Source organism: Streptomyces mutabilis (genome assembly GCF_046628145.1).
GTDB classification, from domain to species: Bacteria; Actinomycetota; Actinomycetes; order Streptomycetales; family Streptomycetaceae; genus Streptomyces; species Streptomyces mutabilis.
Genome location: NZ_CP176874.1, coordinates 4,941,588 through 4,965,843, shown reverse-complemented (window position 1 = coordinate 4,965,843; position 24,256 = coordinate 4,941,588). Strand labels below are relative to the sequence as shown.

Below are 24,256 nucleotides of genomic sequence, written 5' to 3'. Positions count from 1 at the left end.
TGGTCGTGTCTCGCGGGCGGGGGCTCCGTTGACCCCGCGTTCGCCGAGATGTTAGACAGCAGTAAGCGATATACGCAACGATCGTTGCAGGTGTTGCAACGCATCAGATCAGGGAGGCTCCATGGCCCTCGACTCCGGCACCGATGCCCTCGCCAAGCTGGCCGAGGAGCACGTCGACCACCGCTTCAAGGGCCTCCCGCCCAACGCGTACGGCCTCACCGTCGCCGAGCTGGCCGGACAGCGCCGCAACCTCTTCACCGGCGGTTTCACCACCCCCGTGCTGGCCCTGTCCGCCGAGCGCCTGGAGCACAACCTGAAGCTCATGGAGACGTACTCCGCCCGGCACGGCCTCGCCTTCGCGCCGCACGGCAAGACCTCCATGGCCCCGCAGCTCTTCCACCGACAGATCGAGCACGGCGCCTGGGGCATCACCCTCGCGGTGCCGCACCAGGTGCGGGTGGCGCGGGCCTTCGGCGTCCAGCGGGTCTTCCTGGCCAACGAGCTGGTCGACGCCGCCGCTCTGCGCTGGATCTCCGCCGAGCTGGACGCCGACCCGGACTTCCGCTTCGTCTGCTACGTCGACTCCGTGCGCGGCGTCGGGCTGATGGACGCGGCGCTGACCGAGGCGGGCGCCGGCCGCCCGGTGGACGTCGTGGTCGAGCTGGCCGCCGGTGAGGGCGCCCGGACCGGCGTGCGCACCGAGGCGGAGTGCGCCGCGGTCGCGGACGCGGTGGCCGGCACGCGGACGCTGCGGCTGGCCGGGGTCGCCGGGTACGAGGGCGAGGTGCCGGACGCCGACCCGGAGAAGGTGCACGCCTGGCTGCGGCGGCTGGTGGCGCTCGCCGTCGACTTCGACAAGGCCGGGCGGTTCGACGGGCTGGAGGAGATCGTGGTGAGCGCGGGCGGCAGCGCCTGGTTCGACGCGGTGGCCGACGTGTTCGCCGAGGTCCCCGCCCTGTCCCTGCCGGTGCTGAAGCTGCTGCGCTCGGGCGCCTACGTCTCCCACGACGACGGCCACTACCGCGAGCTGACCCCCTTCAACCGGGTCCCCGAGGAGGGCGCCCTGGAGCCCGCCTTCCGCCTGTGGAGCCAGGTCGTCTCCCGCCCCTCCCCCGAGCAGGCGTTCACCAACGCGGGCAAGCGGGACGCGGCCTACGACCTCCACCTGCCCTTCGCCCAGGTCGTCCGCCGCGACGGCGCCGAGCGCCCCGCCACCGGCATCGAGGTGACCGGCCTGTCCGACCAGCACGCCTGGCTGCGCACGACCGCAGAGGCGGACCTGGAGGTGGGCGACTGGCTCGGCACGGGCCTGTCCCACCCCTGCACGTCCTTCGACAAGTGGCAGCTCATCCCGGTCGCCGAGGCGGACGGGACAGTCGTCGACTACATCCGCACGTTCTTCTAGAGGAGCCGGGAGAAGCTGGACATGGAAGAGCTGGTCATCAGGGACGCGGACGTCGTCGACGGCTCTGGCGCCGACGCGTACCGCGCGGACGTCGTGGTCGACGGCGGCCGGATCGTCTCGATCGTCAAGGAGGCGGCGGCCGCCGGCTGCCAGCGCCCCGAGGCACGCCGCGAGCTGGACGCCGAGGGCCTGGTCCTGGCCCCCGGCTTCATCGACATGCACGCCCACAGCGACCTGGCGCTGCTGCGGGACCCCGACCACAGCGCCAAGGCCGCGCAGGGCGTCACCCTGGAGGTCATCGGTCAGGACGGGCTGTCGTACGCGCCGGTCGACGACCGCACCCTGGCCGAGGTGCGCCGCGCCATCGCCGGGTGGAACGGCCCCGGCGACGACGTCGACTTCGACTGGCGGTCGGTCGGCGAGTACCTGGACCGGCTCGACGCGGGCATCGCCGTCAACGCCGCCTACCTGATCCCGCAGGGCACGGTGCGCGCCCTCGCCGTCGGCTGGGACGACCGGGAGGCGACCGACGCCGAGCTGGAGCACATGCGGCGGCTGGTCGCCGAGGGCATGGAGCAGGGCGCGGTCGGCATGTCGTCCGGGCTGACGTACACGCCGGGCATGTATGCGAAGGACGCGGAGCTGACCGAGCTGTGCCGGGTGGTGGCGTCGTACGGCGGCTACTACTGCCCGCACCACCGCTCGTACGGGGCCGGGGCGCTTCAGGCGTACGAGGAGATGGTGGAGCTGACCCGCGAGGCGGACTGCCCGCTCCACCTCGCCCACGCCACCATGAACTTCGGCGTCAACAAGGGCCGGGCGCCCGAGCTGCTGACCCTGCTCGACGACGCGCTCGCCGCCGGCGCCGACATCACGCTCGACACCTACCCGTACACCCCCGGCTGCACCACCCTCGTGGCACTGCTGCCGAGCTGGGCGAGCGAGGGCGGCCCGGACCGGATCATGGAGCGGCTGGCGGACGACGACACCGCCGAGCGCATCCGGCACCACATGGAGGAGATCGGCTCCGACGGCTCCCACGGCGTGCCCATGGAGTGGGAGACGATCGAGATCTCCGGCACGGGCGACCCGGCCCTCGCGGAGTACGTCGGCCGTACGGTCCTGGAGTCGGCGCGGCTGCGCGGCGAGAGTCCGTGGACGGTCGCCCGGCACCTGCTGCTGGCCGACCGGCTGGCGCCGACCATCCTCCAGCACGTCGGCCACGAGGAGAACGTCCGCGCGATCATGCGGCACCGCGTGCACACCGGCGGCTCGGACGGCATCCTCCAGGGCGCCAAGCCGCACCCGCGCGCCTACGGCACCTTCCCGCACTACCTGGGGCACTACGTGCGCGAGCTGGGCGTGCTCTCGCTGGAGGAGTGCGTCGCCCACCTCACCTCGCGCCCGGCGGCCCGGCTGCGGCTGCCGGACCGGGGGCTGGTGCGCGAGGGGTACCGGGCCGACCTGGTGCTCTTCGACCCGGCGACGGTCGCGGCGGGCAGCACGTACGAGAGCCCGCGCGTGCTGCCGACGGGCATCCCGTACGTGCTGGTCGACGGGCGGTTCGTGATGGAGGACGGACGGCGCACGGACGTACTGGCGGGGCGGTCGGTGCGGCGCGCTCCGCGGTGACCCGCCCGGGGGCGAGTGACGAAACCCACCCAAACCACACGTCTCAAGTGGCGGATAACACGACCCGGGGAACGTAACCGGGTCGTAAGCTCACGGACATGCAGGTGATCCAGTCGACCAAGCTCGCCAACGTCTGTTACGAGATCCGGGGCCCGGTGCTCGAGGAGGCGATGCGGCTGGAAGCGGCCGGGCACCGCATCCTGAAGCTGAACACCGGCAACCCGGCCGCCTTCGGCTTCGAGTGCCCGCCGGAGATCCTGGAGGACATCCTCCGCAACGTCTCGTCGGCCCACGGCTACGGCGACGCGAAGGGCCTGCTGGCCGCGCGCCGGGCCGTGGTCATGCACAACCAGACCCTCGGCATCGAGACCGACGTCGAGCACGTCTACATCGGCAACGGCGTCTCCGAGCTGATCGTGATGGCGATGCAGGGCCTGCTGGACGACGGCGACGAGGTCTTGGTGCCGGCGCCCGACTACCCCCTGTGGACGGCCGCCGTCTCGCTGTCCGGCGGCACGGCGGTGCACTACCGCTGCGACGAGCAGTCCGACTGGATGCCCGACCTCGCCGACGTCGAGCGGAAGATCACCGACCGCACCAAGGCGCTCGTGATCATCAACCCGAACAACCCGACGGGCGCCGTCTACGACGAGGCGGTGCTGCGCGGCCTGACCGACATCGCCCGCCGCCACAACCTGCTGGTCTGCTCCGACGAGATCTACGACAAGATCCTGTACGACGAGGCCACGCACACCCCGACCGCCGCGATCGCCCCCGACCTGCTCACCCTCACCTTCAACGGCATGTCGAAGGCGTACCGGGTGGCCGGCTACCGCGTCGGCTGGATGTCGATCTCCGGGCCGCGCGCGCACGCGGAGTCCTACATCGAGGGCCTGACGATCCTGGCCAACATGCGGCTGTGCGCCAACATGCCGGGCCAGCACGGTGTGGTCGCCGCGCTCAGCGGGCGGCAGACCATCAACGAGCTGGTACTGCCGGGCGGGCGGCTGCGGGAGCAGCGGGACGCCGCGCACGAGGCGCTGACCAGCATCCCGGGCGTGACCTGCGTCAAGCCGAAGGGTGCGCTGTACCTCTTCCCCCGGCTCGACCCCAAGGTGTTCAAGATCAAGGACGACCGGCGGATGGTCCTGGACCTGCTGCGCCAGGAGAAGATCATGGTCGTCCAGGGGACCGGATTCAACTGGCCGGAGCCCGACCACTTCCGGGTGGTGACCCTGCCGACGGCCGGGGACCTGCGCGAGGCGATCGGGCGGATCGGCAACTTCCTGGACGGGTACGGCCAGCCGTGATCCACTCCCCCGACCGCTATCAACTTTAGATTGAATCTAATGTAGGATGGTTTCCTGAAGCACTCAGGAGGCCATCCCATGTACGAACCGATCCGCACCAAGTCGGTCCACAGCACGATGGCCGGCAACACCTCGGACTTCCCACACCGGTCCCGGGAGGAAGAGCTGGACATCCAGCTCGCGGGCCACCTCGCCGCACTGCTCGCCGTCACGGACGAGCTGCGCGCGCAGGCACCCGACACCGACCTGGACACCGCCGCCGACCGGCTCGCCGAGCAGGTGTCCCGGCTGCGGGGAGGACAGGCGCCGGTCCGTGTGCCGGTGACCGCGGTCCGCCCCTCGCCGCACCTGGCGGCCCTGCACCGGCGGGCGCACACCCTGGCGGGCCGCGCCCTGGTGGTGGCGGCCTCCCGCGCCGACACGGCGGTCGCGATCCTGACCGCCGAGCGCATGGACGCGCACGCCGCCGCCCTCGAGCCGCGCGAACTCGCGTCCCGCTGAGCCTCCGGGCTCCCCCCTGACGGCCCCGGCCCGCGCGCACCCGCAGCGACGCGCGGGCCGGGCGCCATTCACCCCGCAGGACGGACGGGGCACCCCGGGCAGGCCGCCCGGAGTGCCCCGTCCCGCTGTGCGGTGATCAGCGGGTCACGCGGACCGTCGCCGACGCGGTCGCCCCGGTGTGCAGGTCGTCGCCGGACCAGCTGACCGTGTAGGTCGTGTCCCGGCGGGTGCGCGGCAGGTCGTCGATCGTGAAGGTGCCGTCGGCGGCGACCGTCACCGACGACAGGGTGCCGGTGCCGAGCCGGTCGGTGCGCTCCACCTTCAGCACGGCCCGCTCGGGCAGCGCCTTCCCCTGCGCGGTGAACGTGCCGGTGATGTGGACGCCGGTGCTCATCGACGCCTCCGCCGGAGCCGTCAGCGCGATCGAGCTGACCGCCTTGCCGACGGACACCGTGTGGGTCACGTCGGTGGCCGGGCGGCGGGTGAGGTCGCCGAGGAACGACACGGTGTACGCGGCCTCGCCGATCAGGTCCGGCTCGTCGAGCACGGTGAAGGTGCCGTCCGCCTTGACGGTGGCGGTGCCCAGCTCGTGCGTACCGGCCGCGTCGGTGCGGGTCGCCGTGACCTTCAGCGGTTCCGCGGGCGCCGGGCCGTCCAGCTCCAGCCGGCCCCGCACCGCCAGCGCCTCGCCCGCGACCGCCTGGGCGGGGCTGTGGGTCAGGGCGCCGGTGAAGCGGGTGTCGTACTGGACGGCCGGCGGCTGGACGACATGCAGCCAGTACTGGTTCCCCGCGGTGTTGGTGGTGACCGCGAACAGCCGGGAGCCGTCGGCGGACCACTCCAGCCCGCGCGGCGCCACCCGGTCGCCGTCGAGGCTGCCCTCGAAGACGAACTCCAGCGGCGCGGTCGCGTCCCCGGGATCGGCGGGCGACAGTAGCAGGTCGGGCGTCGCGCCGGAGGCCGAGGCGCCGCGCGCGAGGTACTTGCCGTCACCGCTGAAGGCGACGGCGGACGCGGAGGAGCCGGCCGGCAGCGCCGGGTAGCCGGTCGGGGCGTCGGACAGGTCGGCGGTGTTCAGCAGCCGGGTCCCGGCGGCCGCGTCGGCGACGGCGACCTTGCTGCCGTCCGCGGAGAACGCCATGTCCTTGAGGTTCAGGGCGCCCTTGCCCTCACCGTCGGCGAAGCGGCGTCCGGCCGTGCGCACCAGGGTCGTGCCGCTCGCGTCGAACACCGAGACGAACGGGTCCGGCGCCTTGGCGTTCGCGGGCTGGCCCATCATCAGCCGGTCGCCGGGGCCCGCCTCCAGCTGGAGCCTGCCGTGGTCCTGCCATCCGCTGCGCTGCCAGGTGTTGTCGGTCTGGCTGTAGTCCAGGTACGTCAGCGTCGTGTCGCACTCCGCGGCGTAGCTGGCGTACGGCGCGGTGTGGTACGCCCTGCCTCCCGCGAAGGCCAGGCTGCGCCCGCAGATGTCCGTGCTCGCCACCCCGGCGGTGAGCGGCAGGTACGTGGTGGTGTCGTACCGCAGGATTCCGTCCCGGCCGCCGACGTGGAGCACGCTGCCGTCCGCGTTCAGCGCGAGACCGGAGACGTGGCGCGCGGTGGTGATCGTGGTGACGCGTTCGCCGGAGAAGTCGTAGACGGCGATGAGCCCCTTGTTGTCGTAGTAACCCAGGTTGCTGTCGGCGACGTACACGCGCTGGTGCGCGGAGTCGACCGTCAGCGCCGAGAACGAGGAGATCGGCAGCTTGGCCACGACGTCGGAGGCCGCGGCGTGCGCGGCGGGCGCGGCGGCGACGGTCAGGCCGCCGGCGGCGAGCGCGGCGGCCAGCAGCGTGGCCGCGAGCCGTCCGGTACGTCTGGCCGATCCGGTGCCTCGATCTGTATTCAACTGTGCCCCCCACAGGCTGTGTCGGCGGCCCTGGCGGAACGGCGTTCCCCTCTCCCCACTGGACGGGGAACGGCCGTTCGGGCCGTGCAAGATCGGGAGCGTACACCGCCGTGTGCCGCCTCGCGGTGGAGTTCCCGCGGCGGGTCGGTGCGGAGTGGCTTGTTCCCGTTGCATACCGGTATGGCGCGGCCACCTCCCGTTCACCCGGGGCGCCGGGGAACGTAGGGTTCCGCAGGGATGCTCCACGGGTGAGACGAATCGTGGGAATAGTCCTCGCGGTCCTGCTGATCGGCGGAGTGGTGGCGGCCGTCGTCGCGGGCCGGGAACCGGAGGACGAGAGCACGGCAACGAAGACCGTGCGCGCGGTGATCGGGTCGGAGAAGGCAGCGTTCTTCGCCGACCGCGAGGTGGTGGACGCCCTGGCCGCCAAGGGCTACACCGTACGGGCGGAGGCCTCCGGGTCATGGGCGATGGAGGAGCTGGACCTCAAGGGCTACGACCTCGCCTTCCCGTCCAGCCAGGCCCCGGCCGACGAGCTCGCCGACAAGCACGGCGCGCGCAAGCCGCTGCCCCGGCCCTTCTACTCGCCGCTGGTCGTGGTGGCCCACCGCAGCGCCGCCCAGGTGCTCGCGGCCAACGGGCTCGCCACGCTCGACCGCAGCCGGGGCGGCACCCTGAAGATGGGCGCCTTCCTGGACGCGGCCCGTGCCGACCGGACCTGGCAGCAGCTCGAGGGCGCCGAGAAGCACGGCGAGCTGACCGGGACGCTGTACGTCTCCACCACCGACCCGGTCAGTTCCAACTCCGGCGCTCTCTACCTGGCCGCCGCCTCCTACGTGGCGAACGGCAACCGGGTGGTCGCGAGCCAGGCCGACCTGGACCGCAGCGCGCCGCTGACGCGCAAGCTGGTGCAGGTGCAGGGCGCCCAGAAGTCCAGCTCGGACGCGGCGTTCCGGGACTTCACGAGCGGTGTCGGCGAGCCGCTGGTGCTGGTGTACGAGTCGCAGGTCGCCGCGCTGCTCAAGGAGGGTGTCGGGAGCGTCGGCGACCTCACCGTCCTGTACCCGGACACCACCGCCACCAGCGACCACACCGTCGTACCGCTCACCGGCGAGGGCCGCGCGCTGGGCGAACTCCTCGCCACCGACCCGGAGCTGCGGCGCCTGGCCGTGGCGCACGGCTTCCGGCCGCAGGGCGCGACCGCCGAGTTCGCCGAGGCGACCGAAGCCGACACCGCGTATCTCAACCAGCAGCTGACCGGCGTCCGGCAGGCGCCCGTGCCCACCTCCGAGGTGCTGCGCGAGATGGCCCGCCGGGCGCGCGGATGACAGCGGACGACAGGGGGACCGTCCAAGTGACCGACACCGGCAACGACTTCACACTCACCCTCACCCCGCCCGAACCCGTGGCGCCCGTGCCCCGGGAGAGGGCCGGCGGACTCGTCCCCGTCGACGAGGAGACCCGCGCCGACACGGCACGCAGGGCCGCCGCCTATGTCGAGGACCTCGCCGCGCTCGACGCCCGCTCGCCGGAGTTCGCCGGCAAGGTCGGCGAGATCACCGGGCTCGGCGCCGCCGAGATGCGCACCGCCGCCGCGCAGTCCAACCGGATGCTGGAGCGGACCGTGCGCAGCCTGCCCGACCGGGGCGACGACGCCCAGGCGCGGGTCGCGGGCTCCCTGGTGGAGCTGCGGCGCGTGGTGGAGGACCTGGACCCGCGCGAGCTGCCCGCGAGCAAGGGCCGCAAGCTCCTGTCCCGGCTGCCCGGCGGCAACCGGCTGCGCGACCACGTCGCCAAGTACGCCTCCGCCCAGGGCACCCTCAACAGGATCGTGGGCTCGCTGCGCGGCGGCCAGGACGAACTGCGCCGCGACAACGCGGCGTTGCAGACCGAGCGGGTCCGCCTGTGGGAGACCATGGGCAAGCTCCAGGAGTACGTCGTGCTCACCGAGGCCCTGGACACGGCCGTCGAGCGGCACGTCGCCGGTCTCGAGGCGGCCGACCCGCAGGCCGCCGACGCGCTGCGCGCCGACGTCCTCTTCCCGGTCCGGCAGAAGCACCAGGACCTGCTCACCCAGCTCGCGGTGTGCGCGCAGGGCTACCTCGCCATGGACGTCGTACGCCGCAACAACGAGGAGCTGATCAAGGGCGTCGACCGGGCGGCCACGACCACGGTGTCCGCGCTGCGGATCTCCGTGATGCTGGTCTCCGCGCTGGACCACCAGAAGAAGGTCGTCGAGCAGGTCAACGCGCTGCGCGGCACGACCGAGGAACTGATCCGGGGCAACGCGGAGATGCTGGCCACGCAGAGCGGGGAGATCCAGCGCATCGCCGCCGACCCGGCGGTGGGCGCGGAGACCCTGCGCACCGCCTTCCAGCAGATCTACCGCACCCTCGACGCCATCGACACCTACAAGGCGCAGGCGACGGAGGCGATGGCGGCGACCGTGGAGTCGCTCACGGGAGAGCTGCGGCACGCGAGCGCGTACCTGGAACGCAGCCGCGCGCAGGGGCGGCTGGAGTCCCGCGAAGGGGGCCTCGCATGAGACGCCGCGCCCTGGCGGGGTGCCTCGCCGCACTCGCCCTCCTCACCGCCTGCACCTCGCAGGAGGACGACCGCACGGACGGTCCGCCGGCCCCCGGAGCGTCCGGCCCCGCCGAGCCCGGCACCCTGCGGGTCCTGGCCTCCAGCGAGCTGACCGACATGGCCCCGATCCTGGAGCAGGTCCGCGAGGACACCGGCGTCACCGTCCGCCTCACCCCCATCGGCACCCTCGACGCCGTGGACCTGCTGGCGAAGGGCGGGACGGACGGCCGGTACGACGCGGTGTGGCTGTCGTCCAACGACTCGCTGCGCCTGCGCCCCGAGGCGGCGGAGCGGGTCGTCTCCGAGACGCCGGTGATGTCCAGCCCCGTCGCCATCGGCGTGAAGGACGCCACCGTGCGGAAACTGGGGTGGCGGCCCGGGCAGGTCACCTGGTCCGACGTGGAGCGGGCCGTCACCGCCGGCAGGCTCACCTACGGCATGACCGACCCCGCCCGCTCCAACTCCGGCTTCGCCACCCTGGTCTCGGTCGCCTCCGCGCTCTCCGGCGCCCAGTCCGCGCTCACGGACGCGGACGTGGCGAAGGCGACGCCCCGGCTGAAGGAGTTCTTCGCCGGGCAGAAGCTGACCTCGGGCTCGTCGGGCTGGCTGGCGTCGGCCTACGAGCGGCGCGGGACCGTGGACGCGCTGCTCAACTACGAGTCCGTCCTCAAGGGCATCGACGGCCTCACCGTCATCCGCCCCGCCGACGGCGTGCTCACCGCCGACTACCCGCTCTCCACGCTCGCCTCGACGAACGCCGCGACCCGCGAGGACGTCCGCCGCGTCGCCGAGGCGCTGCGCAGCCCGGAGACGCAGCGGGAGATCACGGCCCTCACCGACCGCCGCCCGGTCCTCGCCTCCGTGCCGCCCGCCGCCGGCCTGGACACGAGCCGACGCCGCGAACTGCCCTCCCCCGGCAGCCGGTCCGTCGCCGACGGCCTGCTGGACTCCTACGAGAACGACCTGCGCCGCCCGTCCAGGACGGTGTACGTCCTGGACACCTCCGGCTCGATGGCGGGCGAGCGGCTGAGCCGCCTGAAGCAGGCGCTCACCGCGCTCACCGGCGACTTCCGCGACCGCGAGGAGGTGACGCTGATGCCCTTCGGGTCGGACGTGAAGCGGGTCTCCACCCACGTCGTGGACCCCGCCGACCCGCGTTCCGGGCTGGACGGCATCCGCCGGGACACCGAGCGCCTGACCGCCCAGGGCGACACCGCGATCTTCACCTCGCTGGAGAAGGCGTACGACCACCTCGGCGGCGGCGGGGACACGTTCACGTCGATCGTGCTGATGACGGACGGCGAGAACACCACCGGCGCCGACGCGGCCGACTTCGACCGGTTCTACGGCTCGCTGGCCGAGGCCCGGCAGGAGATCCCGGTCTTCCCGATCCTCTTCGGCGACTCCGACCGCGCCGAGCTGGCACACATCGCGGAACTGACCGGCGGCCGTCTCTTCGACGCCCGGCAGGGCTCACTGGACGGCGCCTTCGAGGAGATCCGTGGCTACCAGTAGGGGCGGGGGCGTCTGGGCGTATCTGGAGTCCCGCAAGAACCTGACCGGCAGCGCCTGCGGACTGGCGGGCGTGGTGCTGACCCTCACGGGGGTGGCGGGGCCGTACTGGCCCGTGGTGGTGGCCGGCCTGTACGGGGCCGGCGCGCTGCTCGCCCCGCCGGAGCGGCCCGCGCCGCCCGACTTCCCCGACCCGTCGGCGCAGCTGTCGGCCCAGCTGGAGGAGGTGCGCGGCGACTTCGGGCGGCTGCGCGCCTACCTGGCCGACGTCGAGCTGCCGCCGGCCGCCGGGGAGCGGCTGGGCGATCTGACCGGCCTGCTGGGGGCGCTGCTGGAGCCGGGCTGGGTCGCCGAGGTGCTGGCGGCCGACCCGGACGGCGTGCACGCGGTGTCGCGGGCGGTGCGGCAGGACGTGCCCGAGGCCGTGGACGCGTATGTCCGGGCCCGCTGGTGGACGCGGCTGGCGCCGGGGCAGGAGCCGCCGGAACGGCACCTGGAACGGCAGCTCACGCTGCTCCACGAGGAGGCGGAGCGGCTGGCGGCGCAGCTGCGGGAGACCGAGGCGCGGCGGCAGGAGTCCCACACGCGGTACCTGGAGGACCGCTCGGGCTGACGGGCGCCGGGACGGAAGGCGCAAGAGTCAGGGCCGGGTCCTCCGCACGCCGTTGTGCGGTGACCCGGCCCGGGGCGGGACCTCCCCGTGCTCCGGGACATCGAGCTACTGGAGCGTGAGAAGGTCCCTCGCGGCCGGCCTTCGTGACGACTTCGCGGGTCAGGGCTAGCCGGACCGGCCGCGAAACCAGGGGGATCAGCCCAGGCGCTGCACCAGCGCGCGGTACTGGTCCCACAGCTCGGCGGGCGTGTGGTCGCCGAAGGTGTTCAGGTGCTCGGGGACGAGCGCCGCCTCCTCGCGCCACACCTCCTTGTCGACGCTGAGCAGGAAGTCCAGGTCGGCGTCGGCGAGGTCGAGGCCGTCGGTGTCCAGGGACTCCTTGGTCGGCAGCACGCCGATCGGGGTCTCGACACCGTCCGCCTTGCCCTCCAGGCGCTCCACGATCCACTTCAGGACGCGGCCGTTCTCACCGAAGCCCGGCCAGACGAACTTGCCCTCGTCGTCCTTGCGGAACCAGTTGACGTAGTAGATCTTGGGCAGCTTGGACTGGTCCTTGTCCTTGGCCACGTCGATCCAGTGACCCATGTAGTCGCCCATGTTGTAGCCGCAGAACGGCAGCATGGCGAACGGGTCGCGGCGCAGCTCGCCGACCTTGCCCTCGGCGGCGGCGGTCTTCTCGGAGGCCACGTTGGCGCCGAGGAAGACGCCGTGGTTCCAGTCGAAGGACTCGGTGACCAGCGGCACGGCGGTGGCGCGGCGCCCGCCGAAGAGGATCGCCGAGATCGGCACGCCCTTGGGGTCCTCCCACTCCGGCGCGATGATCGGGCACTGCGCGGCGGGGGTGGTGAAGCGGGCGTTGGGGTGGGCGGCCGGGGTGCCGGACTCGGGCGTCCAGTCGTTGCCCTTCCAGTCCGTGAGGTGGGCCGGAATCTCCTCGGTCATGCCCTCCCACCACACGTCGCCGTCGTCGGTGAGGGCGACGTTGGTGAAGACGGAGTTGCCCCACAGGGTCTTCATCGCGTTGGCGTTGGTGTGCTCACCGGTGCCGGGCGCGACGCCGAAGAAGCCGGCCTCGGGGTTGATGGCGTACAGGCGGCCGTCCTCGCCGAAGCGCATCCAGGCGATGTCGTCGCCGATGGTCTCCACGGTCCAGCCGGAGATCGTGGGCTCCAGCATGGCGAGGTTGGTCTTGCCGCAGGCCGACGGGAAGGCGGCGGCGACGTACTTGGGCTCGCCGGTGGGCGGGGTCAGCTTCAGCACGAGCATGTGCTCGGCGAGCCAGCCCTCGTCGCGGGCCATCACGGAGGCGATGCGCAGGGCGTAGCACTTCTTGCCGAGCAGGGCGTTGCCGCCGTAGCCGGAGCCGTAGGACCAGATCTCGCGGTCCTCGGGGAAGTGCGAGATGTACTTGGTGCTGTTGCACGGCCACGGAACGTCCTCCTGGCCCTCCTCCAAGGGGGCGCCGAGGGTGTGCACGGCCTTGACGAAGAAGCCCTTGTCGCCCAGCTCGTCCAGGACCGGCTGTCCCATGCGGGTCATGGTGCGCATGGAGACGGCGACGTACGCGGAGTCGGTGATCTCGACGCCCAGCGCGGAGAGCGGGGAGCCGAGGGGGCCCATGCAGAAGGGCACGACGTACATGGTCCGGCCGCGCATGGAGCCGCGGAACAGGCCGCCCTCGCCGCCCGTGCCACGGAAGATCTCCCGCATCTCGGCGGGGTCCTTCCAGTGGTTGGTGGGGCCGGCGTCCTCCTCCTTCGCGGAGCAGATGAAGGTCCGGTCCTCGACGCGCGCGACGTCGGAGGGGTCGGAGGCCGCGTAGTACGAGTTGGGGCGCTTGATCGGGTCGAGCTTGCGGAAGGTGCCCTTCTCGACGAGCTCCCCGCACAGGCGCTCGTACTCGGCCTCGGATCCGTCACACCAGACCACTTCGTCCGGCTGGGTCAGTTCGGCGATCTCGTTCACCCACGAGATCAGCTCCTGGTGGTCGGTGGGGACGGGGGGAGCAGCGATGTCGCGCGCCACGATTGCTCCTAAATGAGGGGTTTTTTTGTTGGGGGCCCCGTGGGGGCTGCGACCCGGATGCGTGACGTTGTCCTCTTGGGCGCTCATCCGGTGTCGACCGCACTCATTTGATCATCCGACGTGAGCGCCCATCTGTCCAGAGGGCGTCACACCTGAGCGGCGTGAGGATCGCCACGTGTCCGCGTCGGTGATTTTTGAGGGATGCGCGGCCGGGTACCCCGTGAGACGATGACCACTCAGGATCGACGAGCCTCCGTACTGATACGTAACTTACGGTCCCGTAGGTACGATGCGCCCATGACTGCGTCCGTCCCCGACGCGCACGAGGACACACCGGCCGCCGGCCGCGGTCCCGTGGCGCTCTCCCTTCCGCATCCGGTCAAGCCCAAGCTGCGGGGCTGGCTGCACCTCGGCATGTTCCCGGCCGTGCTCATCGCCGGCCTGGTGCTCACCGCCCTCGCCGAGACCACCGAGGCGCGTGTCGCCTGCGGGATCTACGTCCTGACCGCCTGCCTGCTGTTCGGCGTCAGCGCCCTCTACCACCGGGGCAACTGGAGTCCGCGCATGGACGGCGTGCTGCGCCGTCTCGACCACGCCAACATCTTCCTGATCATCGCGGGCACCTACACCCCGCTCACGATGCTGCTGCTGCCCGACTCCAAGGGGCAGTGGCTACTGTGGGGCATCTGGGCCGCCGCCGCGGCGGGCATCGTCTTCCGCGTCTTCTGGGTCGGCGCCCCGCGCTGGCTGTACACCCCCTGCTACCTCGCCATGGGCTGGGCGGCCGTCTTCTACCTCCCCGAGTTCATGCGGACCGGCGGCATCGCCGTGCTGGTCCTGGTGATCGTCGGCGGCCTGCTCTACAGCGCGGGCGGAGTGATCTACGGCATCAAGCGCCCCAACCCCTCACCCCGCTGGTTCGGCTTCCACGAGGTCTTCCACTCCTTCACCCTGGCCGCCTTCATCGCGCACTACGTGGGGATCTCGCTGGTCGCCTACTAGGACCCGCGGCAGCACACGGGGCGTACGGAAAAGCCCAGGCCGCGCCCCTCGCCCCGTGGCATCCTGACCGCGTGAACGGACCCGAGATCCACGTCGAATTCGCGCCCGAGCTGCACCTGTTCGTCCCGCGGGCCCGCCCGACCGGCGCCACCCGCGCCGTCACCGACGGTGTCTCCACACTCGGGCACGTCGTCGAGTCCCTCGGCGTCCCGCTGACCGAGGTCGGCGCGCTCCTCGTGGACGGCCGCGAGGTGCCGCGCGGACACGTGCCCACGGGCGGCGAGTCGGTGAGCGTGCGGGCCGTCGAGCGCCCGCAGCGGGTGCCGGGCGCTCCCCTGCGCTTCCTGCTCGACGTGCACCTGGGCACCCTCGCCCGCCGGCTGCGGCTGCTCGGCGTGGACACCGCCTACGAGTCCACCGACCTCGGCGACCCGGCGCTCGCCGCGCTGTCGGCCGCCGAGAAGCGGGTCCTGCTCAGCCGCGACCGGGGCCTGCTGCGCCGCCGCGAGCTGTGGGCCGGCGCCTACGTCTACAGCACCCGCCCCGACGACCAGCTCCGCGAGGTGCTGGACCGGTTCCGGCCCGGGCTGCGCCCCTGGACGAGGTGCACCGCCTGCAACGGCCTGCTGAAGCAGACCACCAAGGAGGAGGTGGCGGACCAGCTCAAGGGCGGCACCCAGCGGTCGTACGACGTGTTCGCGCAGTGCCGGGACTGCGGGCGGGCGTACTGGAAGGGCGCGCACCACGAGCAGCTGGTGGCCATCGTGGAGCGCGCCCTCACCGAGTCCGGGCAGGAGCGTTAGCGCTTCCCGCGCACGTCCCCCTTCCCGCAGGCGACGCCGTCGCGGTTGCGGTCCAGCTTCAGCGGGTCGTCCTTGCCGTTGACCTCCAGGCGGCCGTAGTCGTGCTCCTTCAGCCAGGTGCAGCGGTCGGCCGTCGTCGCCTCCACCTCGGCCGGGAACGCGGTCGGCACGCACACGTTGGCGGAGCCGTAGTGCCGGTCGCAGCCGGAGACCGTGGGGCTGACCGGCTGCGAGGCGCGCTTCTCGCCCGCCTCGGTCACCTCGCCCCGCGGGGCGTCGGCGAAGGAGTGGACGTGCGCGGAGGCGTCCTTGGTGCTGAGCGCCTGCGGGCCGTCGAGGTGCACCCACTTCGCCACCGAGGGCACGCCGTTGGCGTCGACCGCGAAGAGCATGTACCAGCCGGGCGGTGCCAGGTTGGGGTTGCTGGTGACGTTGAGGTCGACGTTGTCGCCGTCGACGGACAGCGGCAGGTCGACGAAGCGCTGGTTCGGGTCGGAGGAGTGGGTGACCGCGGCCGGGCGGATCAGCTCGGCCTTGGCGATGGGCCGGTCGACGGTGATCCGCTGGGTGTCGCCGTAGTTCCACTCGGTGTCGATGACCGAGGTGATCGTCGGGCGCTCGCCCTTGAGCAGGTAGGGCGGGGTGTAGATCGACACGTCGTGGTTCCAGGAGCCGTTGCCCGGGTTGTCGCCGGTCGTCATCACGCGGCCGTCGGGCAGCAGGAACGCCGAGGAGTGGTAGCCGCGGGCCTCGGGGTCGACGGCCACCGGGTCGAAGGTCTCGGTCGCCGGGTCGAAGATCGACGTCTCGAAGACCGGGTTGGCCCGGTTGTGCAGCGCGCCGCCGGTCTCCAGCACCTTGCCGTCGGGCAGCAGCACCGCGGAGACGTACATCTTGCCCTGGTCACCGGTCTGCGGGACCGGTCCGTTGCCGAGGTCGACGGTGCCCTGCGGGAGGGGCGGACCGGCGACGTACGTCGGGTCGGGCTGCTTGAGGTCGATGATGTCGGTGAGGCGGTTGGCGTCCGGGTTGGAGTCGATGTTGCCGCCGCCGATGGTCAGCACCTTCTGGTCCTGCGCCGGGGGCAGCAGCACGCTCATCGACTGGTCCCGCTCGTCCTTGCGCTGGAGGCCGGGCACCTCGGTGATGGTGTTGGCCCCGTAGTCGTAGATCGCGGAGCCGGTGCCCGGGATGTTGTTGCCGAAGACGTGGCTGCCCGAGTAGAAGAGGCGGCCGTCCTGCATGAGGATCATCGACGGGTACAGGCCCCAGTACGACCAGGTCTGGTTGACCTGCCAGGTCGGCAGCCACTTCTGCTGCTCGTCCGACCACAGCTCCGCCGTCACCGAGCCGGTGGAGTCCTCGCGCAGGCCGCCGAAGGAGATGACGTCGCCGTTGCCGAGGATGGTCGCCGACGGGTACCAGTGGCCGTCGTTCATGTCGTTGGTCTTGAGGTAGGTCTCGGTCTCCGGGTCGAAGACGTACGAGTCCTTGTAGCCCTGGTAGCCGATCGTGCCGTCCGCCGAGGGGTAGCCCAGGTTGCCGCTCATGACGAGCACGCGGCCGTCCTTGAGCTGGACGTGCCCGGCGCAGAACATGTCCTTCGGCGTCGGGATCGTCTTGTAGTCGCCGGTCTGCGGGTCGTAGACGGCGGAGGTGAAGGTGCCCGCCTCGAACATCTCCGGGTCGTTGCCGGAGCCCGCGATCAGCAGCACCTTGCCGTTGTGCAGGACGACCGAGTGCATGGAGCGGACCGGGTTCTCCGTGGGCAGCACGTCCCAGCGGCCGTTCGCGCACTCCTCGGCGGTGCCCGTGCACTCCGGGTCCGGGATCGGGTCGGCGACCTGCTCCATCGTGTAGTCGTCGGTGGTCGCCGAGCCGGTGCCGTAGACGGAGACGCCCCAGCTGATGCGGTCGGTGCCGGCCGGGACCTCGGGGGTGCGGACGCTCGCCTGAGTCCAGTCGGCCGCCAGGTCCAGGGTCTTCAGGTCGGTCCAGTACTGCCAGCCCGCGGTGGCGTCGTGCCGGAAGAGGGTGAGGGAGGCGTCCGGCGTCGTCGTCCTGTACCAGAGCGACAGGTCGTACTGCTTGCCCTCCGTCACCACCGGCGCGCACTCGGCGGACTCCGTGATCAGAGCCTTGCGGTCGCCGTCGACGCGGCGGGTCAGCTCGACCTTCATGGCCCTGTCGCCGGAGTGGGCGTCGGCGACCGTCTCGAAGGTGAAGTCGTTGTCGCCCCAGCCGGACTTCTCCCAGCAGTACGGCATGTCGCCCGTGCCGGCGGTCTCGAAGCCGGGGTTGGTGATCAGGTTGGCGGCGGAGGCGGGCTCCGGCGCGGTCAGGAGGAGGCCCCCGGTGAGGGCGGACACCGCCAGGAGCGCGGACGTTCTCCGTCGGGAAATCGCGCGAAGGCTTCTTCGCGGTCTGCTTCTCATGCCTCACTCCTTGCTGTGCGGGCCGTACGGCGTCGGCGCGGGAGGTACACGAGCGCCTCCGTCCCGGCGAAGCGCAGGACGAAGGTGATGACGAGGGCCAGCGCGGTGGCCGGCAGCACGGCCAGCCCGAACTGGCCGACGAGCAGGGCGATCAGCGGGATGCGCAGCACCAGGTCGGCGTTGGCGATCAGCGCGAACCTGACGGTCCGGTCGGCCCAGTGCCGGTGCCGGCGCCGGTCGCGGAAGAGCAGCCGCTCCAGGAGCAGGAAGTTCCAGGCCACGCCGAACTGGTTGGCGGCGATCTCGGCGGGCAGGTAGTGCAGGCCCGCCTCGGTGAGCGCCCACAGGGCGGCCAGGTTCGGCACGAAGCCGCTCAGCCCGATCAGCCCGAAGACGACCATGCGGGCCAGCGGCGAGGCGGTGCGCAGTCCGGCCAGGTGGCGCAGGAAGCGCATGCCCTCCTGGGCCGTGGACTTGGACTCGCCGGCGAACCGCTCCTCGAAGACGAAGGGCACTTCGGTGACGGCCTGGGGGCGGCTGCGGACGGCCAGCTCCAGGAGGATCTTGTAGCCCAGCGGCTTGAGCACGTCGGCGGTGACCTCGCTGCGGCGGATGGCGAAGAAGCCGCTCATCGGGTCGCTGATGCCGTGCAGGCGGCGCGGGAAGAGCGCCTTGGTCAGCCAGGTCGCCGCGCGGGAGACGGCGATCCGGTAGCTGCCCGCGAGCCCGGCGCGGCTGCCGCCCTTGACGTAGCGGGAGGCGACGACGAGCCCGGCTCCGGTCCGTTCGCCGGTGGCGACCAGTTCCGGCACCAGGGAGGGCGGGTGCTGGCAGTCGCCGTCCATGACGACGATCCAGTCCGACCCGGCCGCGCGCATGCCCTCGACGACCGCGCCGCCGAGCCCGCCGGAGGGTTCGTCGCGGTGCAGGACGGTGACCGGGAAGGGGCAGTCGGGCGCCGCCGCGCGGATCACGTCCGGGGTGTCGTCGGTGGAGTCGTCCACGAAGACGACCTCGCAGGGCAGCCGCGCGGGCACGGACTCGGTGACGAGGCAGAGCAGCCGCCGTACGTTGCCGGACTCGTTGAAGGTCGGTACGACGATGGTGACGGCGCCCGGCTCGGGGACCTCCGAGGCGCCTACGGCCGGATCGCCCAGCTCGCCGGGGACGGAGGCGCCTACGGCCGGATCGCCCAGCTCGCCGGGGACGGTGGACTCGTGACTCATCGGGCGGCTCCGGAGGGCTGGACGCGGCGGATCTCGATACGGTCCGCACCGGTGCCGAAGACGGCGACCGGGGCCGAGTGGTTCATGGCCGCCTTCACGTTGGGCAGGTCGACCGCGTCGCGCCGCACCGTCGGGGAGGCGACCACGTAGTCGATGTCCCGCCAGCCGCCCGGCATCGTCTCGGTGACGGCCGGGTCGAGGTCGGCCTTGTAGAACCAGATGACGCCGAGCCCCGGTTCGTACCCGGCGTGCACCAGGTCCAGCCAGAGCGCGTCGTCCACGAGGACGCGGGTGTCCTCCGGGTTCGGCACCTCGGTCGCCATCCAGTCCGCGGCGGCCTCGTAGGGGGCGTTGGCGTCGGCGGTGACGGCGGTGCGGTCGCCGTCGTACCAGCGGGGTACGACGTAGGCGCCGGCGGCGAGCACCAGGACGCCGGCGAGGGCGTACCGGCCCAGGGTGACGCCCCGTTTCTCGGCCTCGGTGCGCCATCTGCGCAGGATGGCGTGGGCGACGCTCGCCGCGCCGCCGGCCAGCACCAGGGCGAGGTAGGGCAGCGCCTGGATGACGTACATGGCGGGCAGGTAGCCGCTGGGACGCAGGGCGAGGGCGGCGAGGATCGCGACGGTGAGGGCCGGTCCGGCCAGGGCGCGGGCGGTGACCGACCAGCGCCAGGTGGCGAGCAGGAGCAGCGCGCCCGCGAGCCCGCCGAGCGGGAGGACCCGGTCGTAGTACAGCCAGGACTGGAGGACGCCCCACGAGCCGGAGCCCTCGTCGAGGATGAAGCCGGAGCCGGGGCGGGTGAGCTGGTACTCGATGCCCTCCCACAGGGAGACGTGCCCGTCGCCCGGCAGCAGCTCGCCCTTGAGCAGGGCGAAGAGCGGATACGAGAAGCCGATGAGCGCGCAGGCCGTGACGGCGCCGGTCAGCGCGAACTTGCGGGTGTCCTTGTGGCTGTGCCGCCAGGCGGTGACGAAGAGGGCGGGCAGGACGACGAGCATCGTCTCCTTGGTGAGCACCGCGGTGGCGGCGGCGATGCCCGCGCCGAAGTGGTGCCACAGGTGTCTGCTCGGGGAGGCGGCCAGCGCGAAGGCCAGCAGCGTCCACATCACCGCGAGGTTGTCGAGGAAGATCTCCCGCTGGAGGACCACCGACAGCGGCGAGAAGCCGAAGAGGGCCATGGCGAGCCCGGCCGCCCAGCGGGGCAGGGACAGGCGGCGGGCGATGACGTAGACGAGGACGGCGGACACCGCGCTGATCAGCAGCATCACGCCGCGCATGGTGCCGACGGTCATCGACTCGGGGCTGAGCAGCGCCGGTATCCAGGTCAGCACGGCTATCTGGATCCAGCCGAGCGGCGGGTGGTCGTACCAGTACGTGTAGTGGGCCAGGCCCTCGCCCTGCTGGACGGCCCAGGCCTGGGCGAGGTAGGTGCCCTCGTCGTCGCTGAGGGTCGGGTAGGCGGAGATGTTCCAGCCCTGCACGAGCATGATCGCCACGAGGAGCGTGCCGCAGAGCAGGAGGTCGGGGCGCGAGGAGCGCAGCCGGCCCGGTGGTGCCGCTCGGCGGGCGGGCGGGTCGGTGTCGTGGGCAGGCCGACGTTGCGCGGGGACCTGGGTGCCGGTCGCCGCGGGGAGGGTGGAGGTCACGCGGGAACGTCCTCTCGGTCCACCGGCGCGAGATGGGCGCCGACATGGCTGGTCAGCTCCCAGTCGGTGCGGCCGCGTTGCTCGCGCCACACGGCGCGGACGGCGGCTCCGGCGAGGAGGACCTGGTAGAAGGGGCCGCCGACGATCAGCTTCAGGTAGTGGGAGAAGCGGATCCGCAGGCCGTACTGCTTGCCGAAGTCGTGCAGGCCGACGACCTCGAAGACGAAGGTGACCAGGGCGGTGACGGCCGGCAGGAAGGTGATGAAGGCGATGCCGACGGGCACGTCCAGGAAGAGCGTGACGGCCACGTTGAGCGGGATGATCACGCCGGTGAAGGCCTGGAAGAACGGCGTCATCAGGGTGTAGCGGGCCAGCAACCGCTGGGTGAAGGTGGGCAGTTGCTTCCAGTCCTTCTTCCGGTACACCTGGAGGAAGCCCTGGTTCCAGCGGGTGCGCTGCTTGAGCAGGGAGATCAGCGTGCCCGGGGTCTCCTCGCGGGTGACCATGTCGGAGTCGTAGGCGACGACGACCTTCTTGCCGATGCTGGAGAGCCGGACGCCGAGGTCGCAGTCCTCGGCCAGGCAGTCGGGGTCCCAGCCGTCGGCCGCGCGGAGCACGTCCGTGCGCACGAAGACGGTGTTGCCGCCGAGCGGGATGAACCCCTTCTGCGCGTGCAGGTGCAGCCGGGAGCGGAACCAGAAGAAGTACTCCAGGCAGTTGCGCAGGCTGTACCAGCTGGAGTGGAAGTTGATCAGCTGGACGCCGCCCTGCACGACGTCGGCGCCGGTGGTGCGGAAGGCGTGGTCGACGTGGGCGAGCAGTGCCGGGTGGACCTGGTCCTCGGCGTCGAAGACCCCGACGACGTCGCCGCGGCAGTGCGGCAGCGCCGTGTTCATGGCCCTCGGCTTGTTCTTCCTCTCGTGGGTGTCGACGACGACCCGCACGCGCGGATCACGGCCGGCGGCCTTCTCGGCGACGGCGGTGGTCTCCGGATCGTCGTGCCCGACGATCACGATGATCTCGAAGTCGGTGTGGGTCGAGGTCAGCAGCCGCTGGATGGTGTGGTCGAGCACCGCCTGCTCGTGCCGCGCGGGCAGGAGGAGCGAGAACGACACGTGCTCGTCCCCGTCCGGCGGGCTGAACCGGGTCGAGGCCAGGACCTCCGGCGTACGCCAGGCGTGCATCTGCCACCACAGCGTGAACGCGGCCATCCCGAAGAGCGCCAGTGAAACGGCAGCGATGAAGACGGACGTCAGCAAAAAGATCCCCCCAGATCTTGAACTCCCCCTGCCGCGGCGGCGCGCCCGAACCCGGGCGACCACTCCGCCGCGTCACGGTGAAGAGGCTAGGGGCAATCTGTGAAACACATAAGGTGGTTGAGTGAAGAGCGTGTTTCCTCACAACGCGGACCGGGTCTGAACATTTCACCCACCGGTCGCGTTCCGGTTGTTTCTCTTTATGTCGTTTCAGCTGTTCAGGCTGGCGCGGAGACGTTCCGGATCGGTGGTCGGCGCGTCACAGGTGAAGTTCCGGCAGACGTACGCCGCCGGTGCCCCGCCCACCAGTGGCCGGTCGGCGAGCAAGGGGAATTCGTCGCTCCCCTCGGTACCGAAGGCGACGACCGCCCCGGGCGCCGTGCCCAGGAGCGCCGTACGGTGCAGGCCCTCGGCCGCGGCGTCGCCCGACGCGGGCCCGACCACGGCGACTTCGCGGGGACCGTCGAGCAGCGCCTCGGCGGCGGCCAGACCCCAGCCGACGAAGCGCGGGACGCGCGGACCGAGCGCCTTCACCACGCCGAGCGCGTGCTCGGCGGCGGTGCGGTGGGGCTCGGAGCCGGTGTGGGCGGCGTAGGACAGGAGGGCGCCGGCGGCGGCGGTCCAGCCGGACGGGGTGGCGTTGTCGGTGGGGTCCTGCGGGCGGCGGATCAGCCGCTCGGCGTCGGAGGCGGTGTCGTAGAGGGACCCGGACTCGTCCGTGAAGCGGGTGAGGACGTGGTCGAGCAGCAGCCCGGCGAAGTCCAGCCAGACGCCCTCCCCGGTGACCGACGCCAGCGCGAGGAAGCCCTCGGCCACGTCGGCGTAGTCCTCCAGCACCCCGGCGTGGGTGCCCGCGCGGCCGTCCTTGCTGGTGCGGAAGAGCCGGGCGTGGTCGTCGAGGTGCAGCCGCACGAGCAGGTCGGCGGCGGCGCCGGCGGCCTCCACCAGGTCGGGGCGCTCGAAGTAGGCGCCGGTCTCGGCGAGCGCGGCGATCGCGAGGCCGTTCCAGGCGGCGACCACCTTGTCGTCCCGGCCGGGGGCGGGGCGGCCGTCCCGGGCGGTCAGCAGCCGCTCCCGGACGGAGGCGATCCTGCCGGCGTCGAAAACGCCCTCCTGCTGCGGCAGTTGCAGTACGGAGGAGCCGTGTTCGAAGGTGCCCTCCTGGGTCACGCCGAAGTACTGCGCCGCGAGCTCGGCGTCCTCTTCCCCCAGGACCTCGGTGAGCTGCGCGGGCGTCCACACGTAGTAGGCGCCCTCGACGTGCCTGCCGGTGCCGTCGTCGCTGTCCGCGTCCAGCGCGGAGGCGAAACCGCCCTCGGCGGTGCGCAGTTCGCGGACCATGAAGTCGGCGGTCTCCAGGGCGACCCGGCGGGCGAGCTCGGAGCCGGTGGAGCGCCACAGGTGGGCGTAGACGCGGCACAGCAGGGCGTTGTCGTACAGCATCTTCTCGAAGTGCGGCACGACCCACTCGCGGTCGACCGAGTAGCGGGCGAAGCCGCCGCCCAACTGGTCGTAGATGCCGCCGCGCGCCATCCGCTCGCAGGTGTCGGACGCCATCTGGAGCGCGCCCTCGGCGCCGGTGCGGGCGTGGTGGCGCAGCAGGAACTCGATCACCATGGACGGCGGGAACTTCGGCGCCCCGCCGAACCCGCCGCGCTGCGGGTCGTACTCCCGGGTGAGCCCGAGCAGCGCCTGTCCGAGCTCGGCCTCGCCGGGGGGCCGGGCGTCGCCGTAGGAGATCTCCCGCCCCGCGAGGTCCCGCACGATCTTCCCCGCGACCTCCGTGACCTCACCGCGCCGCTCCGCCCAGGCCTGGTGCACGCCCTGGAGCACCTGCCGGAAGGACGGCATGCCGTGCCGGGGCTCGGGCGGGAAGTAGGTGCCGAAGTAGAAGGGCTCCGCGTCCGGGGTGAGGAAGACGGTCATGGGCCAGCCGCCCTGCCCGGTCGCCGCCTGTACGGCCTCCATGTAGACGGCGTCGACGTCGGGGCGTTCCTCGCGGTCGACCTTGACGGACACGAAGTGCTCGTTCAGGTACGCGGCGGTGGCGTCGTCCTCGAAGGACTCGTGCGCCATGACGTGGCACCAGTGGCACGCGCTGTAGCCGACGCTGAGGAGGACGGGGACGTCGCGCCGCCGGGCCTCTTCGAACGCGCCGGCCTCCCACGGCCACCAGTCGACGGGGTTCTCCGCGTGCTGGAGGAGGTACGGGGACGTCGCCTGCGCAAGTCGGTTGGCCATGCCTCCATCCTCGCGCACCCGCCCGCGAAAACCTGTGGAAGGGCGCCGCCGCGCGCCCTTACCGTGCTGCCTGACCGAGTCGTCTGGGCAAGGACGTGCCGTTGTACACCGTGTGAGACCTCCCGAGCGCTGAATCGTCGCGCGTCGCGCCTGTGCGCCGCGCCCCTTTTTGCTG

General features: G+C 72.0%; 17 protein-coding genes. 10 read left to right on the top strand and 7 right to left on the bottom strand.

From position 1 onward, the window contains the following. Positions 1-121: 121 nt before the first annotated feature. From ACLIN4_RS22495 to ACLIN4_RS22480, 4 genes are all read left to right on the top strand, one after another. Positions 122-1,405: an amino acid deaminase gene (locus ACLIN4_RS22495; RefSeq protein ID WP_107476159.1), complete on the top strand. Its 1,284-nt coding sequence runs from the start codon at positions 122-124 to the stop codon at positions 1,403-1,405. A 21-nt stretch (positions 1,406-1,426) separates the two neighbouring features. Continuing rightward, positions 1,427-3,037, top strand: a complete 1,611-nt coding sequence (locus ACLIN4_RS22490) for an N-acyl-D-amino-acid deacylase family protein (RefSeq protein ID WP_289904351.1) — start codon at positions 1,427-1,429, stop codon at positions 3,035-3,037. A gap of 98 nt (positions 3,038-3,135) precedes the next feature. Next, positions 3,136-4,347 (top strand): pyridoxal phosphate-dependent aminotransferase, encoded by a 1,212-nt coding sequence (locus tag ACLIN4_RS22485; protein ID WP_100047378.1) that lies wholly within the window; start codon positions 3,136-3,138, stop codon positions 4,345-4,347. 78 nt (positions 4,348-4,425) lie between these two features. Beyond that, positions 4,426-4,848, top strand: a complete 423-nt coding sequence (locus ACLIN4_RS22480; protein ID WP_107476160.1) for a hypothetical protein — start codon at positions 4,426-4,428, stop codon at positions 4,846-4,848. 136 nt (positions 4,849-4,984) lie between these two features. Here ACLIN4_RS22480 and ACLIN4_RS22475 read toward each other — a convergent pair whose 3' ends face one another. After that, entirely contained in the window at positions 4,985-6,736 is a 1,752-nt protein-coding gene (locus tag ACLIN4_RS22475; protein ID WP_307652190.1) for an Ig-like domain repeat protein, read from the bottom strand. A gap of 248 nt (positions 6,737-6,984) precedes the next feature. Between ACLIN4_RS22475 and ACLIN4_RS22470 the strand changes: the two genes are divergently transcribed. The 4 genes from ACLIN4_RS22470 to ACLIN4_RS22455 are packed head-to-tail and all read left to right on the top strand — an operon-like array spanning position 6,985 to position 11,447. Beyond that, on the top strand, positions 6,985-8,064 hold the full coding sequence (locus ACLIN4_RS22470) for a substrate-binding domain-containing protein (protein ID WP_107476161.1): 1,080 nt from the start codon (positions 6,985-6,987) through the stop codon (positions 8,062-8,064). Next, complete coding sequence (locus tag ACLIN4_RS22465; RefSeq protein ID WP_290013610.1) at positions 8,061-9,281, top strand: toxic anion resistance protein; 1,221 nt, start codon at positions 8,061-8,063, stop codon at positions 9,279-9,281. Before ACLIN4_RS22470 ends, ACLIN4_RS22465 begins: the two co-directional genes overlap by 4 nt. Next, positions 9,278-10,837, top strand: coding sequence for a vWA domain-containing protein (locus ACLIN4_RS22460; protein ID WP_290013611.1), 1,560 nt, complete (start codon positions 9,278-9,280; stop codon positions 10,835-10,837). The genes ACLIN4_RS22465 and ACLIN4_RS22460 overlap by 4 nt, the downstream gene beginning before the upstream one ends. Continuing rightward, positions 10,824-11,447, top strand: coding sequence for a hypothetical protein (locus tag ACLIN4_RS22455; RefSeq protein WP_179342242.1), 624 nt, complete (start codon positions 10,824-10,826; stop codon positions 11,445-11,447). Before ACLIN4_RS22460 ends, ACLIN4_RS22455 begins: the two co-directional genes overlap by 14 nt. A 195-nt stretch (positions 11,448-11,642) precedes the next feature. On the opposite strand, the gene ACLIN4_RS22450 is transcribed toward ACLIN4_RS22455, so the two are convergent. Further along, positions 11,643-13,472, bottom strand: a complete 1,830-nt coding sequence (locus ACLIN4_RS22450; RefSeq protein ID WP_290013613.1) for a phosphoenolpyruvate carboxykinase (GTP) — start codon at positions 13,470-13,472, stop codon at positions 11,643-11,645. Between the two features lie 297 nt (positions 13,473-13,769). Here ACLIN4_RS22450 and trhA point away from each other — a divergent pair, with 297 nt between their 5' ends. Further along, a complete protein-coding gene (trhA, locus tag ACLIN4_RS22445) occupies positions 13,770-14,474 on the top strand; it encodes a PAQR family membrane homeostasis protein TrhA (RefSeq protein WP_107476166.1) in 705 nt (234 codons plus the stop codon). 71 nt (positions 14,475-14,545) lie between these two features. Further along, complete coding sequence (locus ACLIN4_RS22440; protein ID WP_382022280.1) at positions 14,546-15,277, top strand: Mut7-C RNAse domain-containing protein; 732 nt, start codon at positions 14,546-14,548, stop codon at positions 15,275-15,277. Here the strand turns inward: ACLIN4_RS22440 and ACLIN4_RS22435 are convergent. The 5 genes from ACLIN4_RS22435 to ACLIN4_RS22415 form a co-directional block, all read right to left on the bottom strand. Further along, positions 15,274-17,646: a galactose oxidase-like domain-containing protein gene (locus ACLIN4_RS22435; protein WP_411576147.1), complete on the bottom strand. Its 2,373-nt coding sequence runs from the start codon at positions 17,644-17,646 to the stop codon at positions 15,274-15,276. The two genes, ACLIN4_RS22440 and ACLIN4_RS22435, sit on opposite strands and share 4 nt — an antisense overlap. 62 nt (positions 17,647-17,708) lie before the next feature. Next, positions 17,709-18,938, bottom strand: a complete 1,230-nt coding sequence (locus ACLIN4_RS22430) for a glycosyltransferase (protein WP_411576146.1) — start codon at positions 18,936-18,938, stop codon at positions 17,709-17,711. Then, complete coding sequence (locus tag ACLIN4_RS22425) at positions 18,935-20,584, bottom strand: ArnT family glycosyltransferase (RefSeq protein ID WP_289904374.1); 1,650 nt, start codon at positions 20,582-20,584, stop codon at positions 18,935-18,937. The genes ACLIN4_RS22430 and ACLIN4_RS22425 overlap by 4 nt, the downstream gene beginning before the upstream one ends. Then, a complete protein-coding gene (locus ACLIN4_RS22420; protein WP_107476172.1) occupies positions 20,581-21,843 on the bottom strand; it encodes a glycosyltransferase in 1,263 nt (420 codons plus the stop codon). The genes ACLIN4_RS22425 and ACLIN4_RS22420 overlap by 4 nt, the downstream gene beginning before the upstream one ends. 207 nt (positions 21,844-22,050) lie before the next feature. Continuing rightward, positions 22,051-24,081 carry a thioredoxin domain-containing protein gene (locus ACLIN4_RS22415; RefSeq protein WP_382022286.1) on the bottom strand — a complete coding sequence of 677 codons (2,031 nt, stop codon included), beginning with the start codon at positions 24,079-24,081 and terminating at the stop codon, positions 22,051-22,053. Positions 24,082-24,256: the final 175 nt, after the last annotated feature.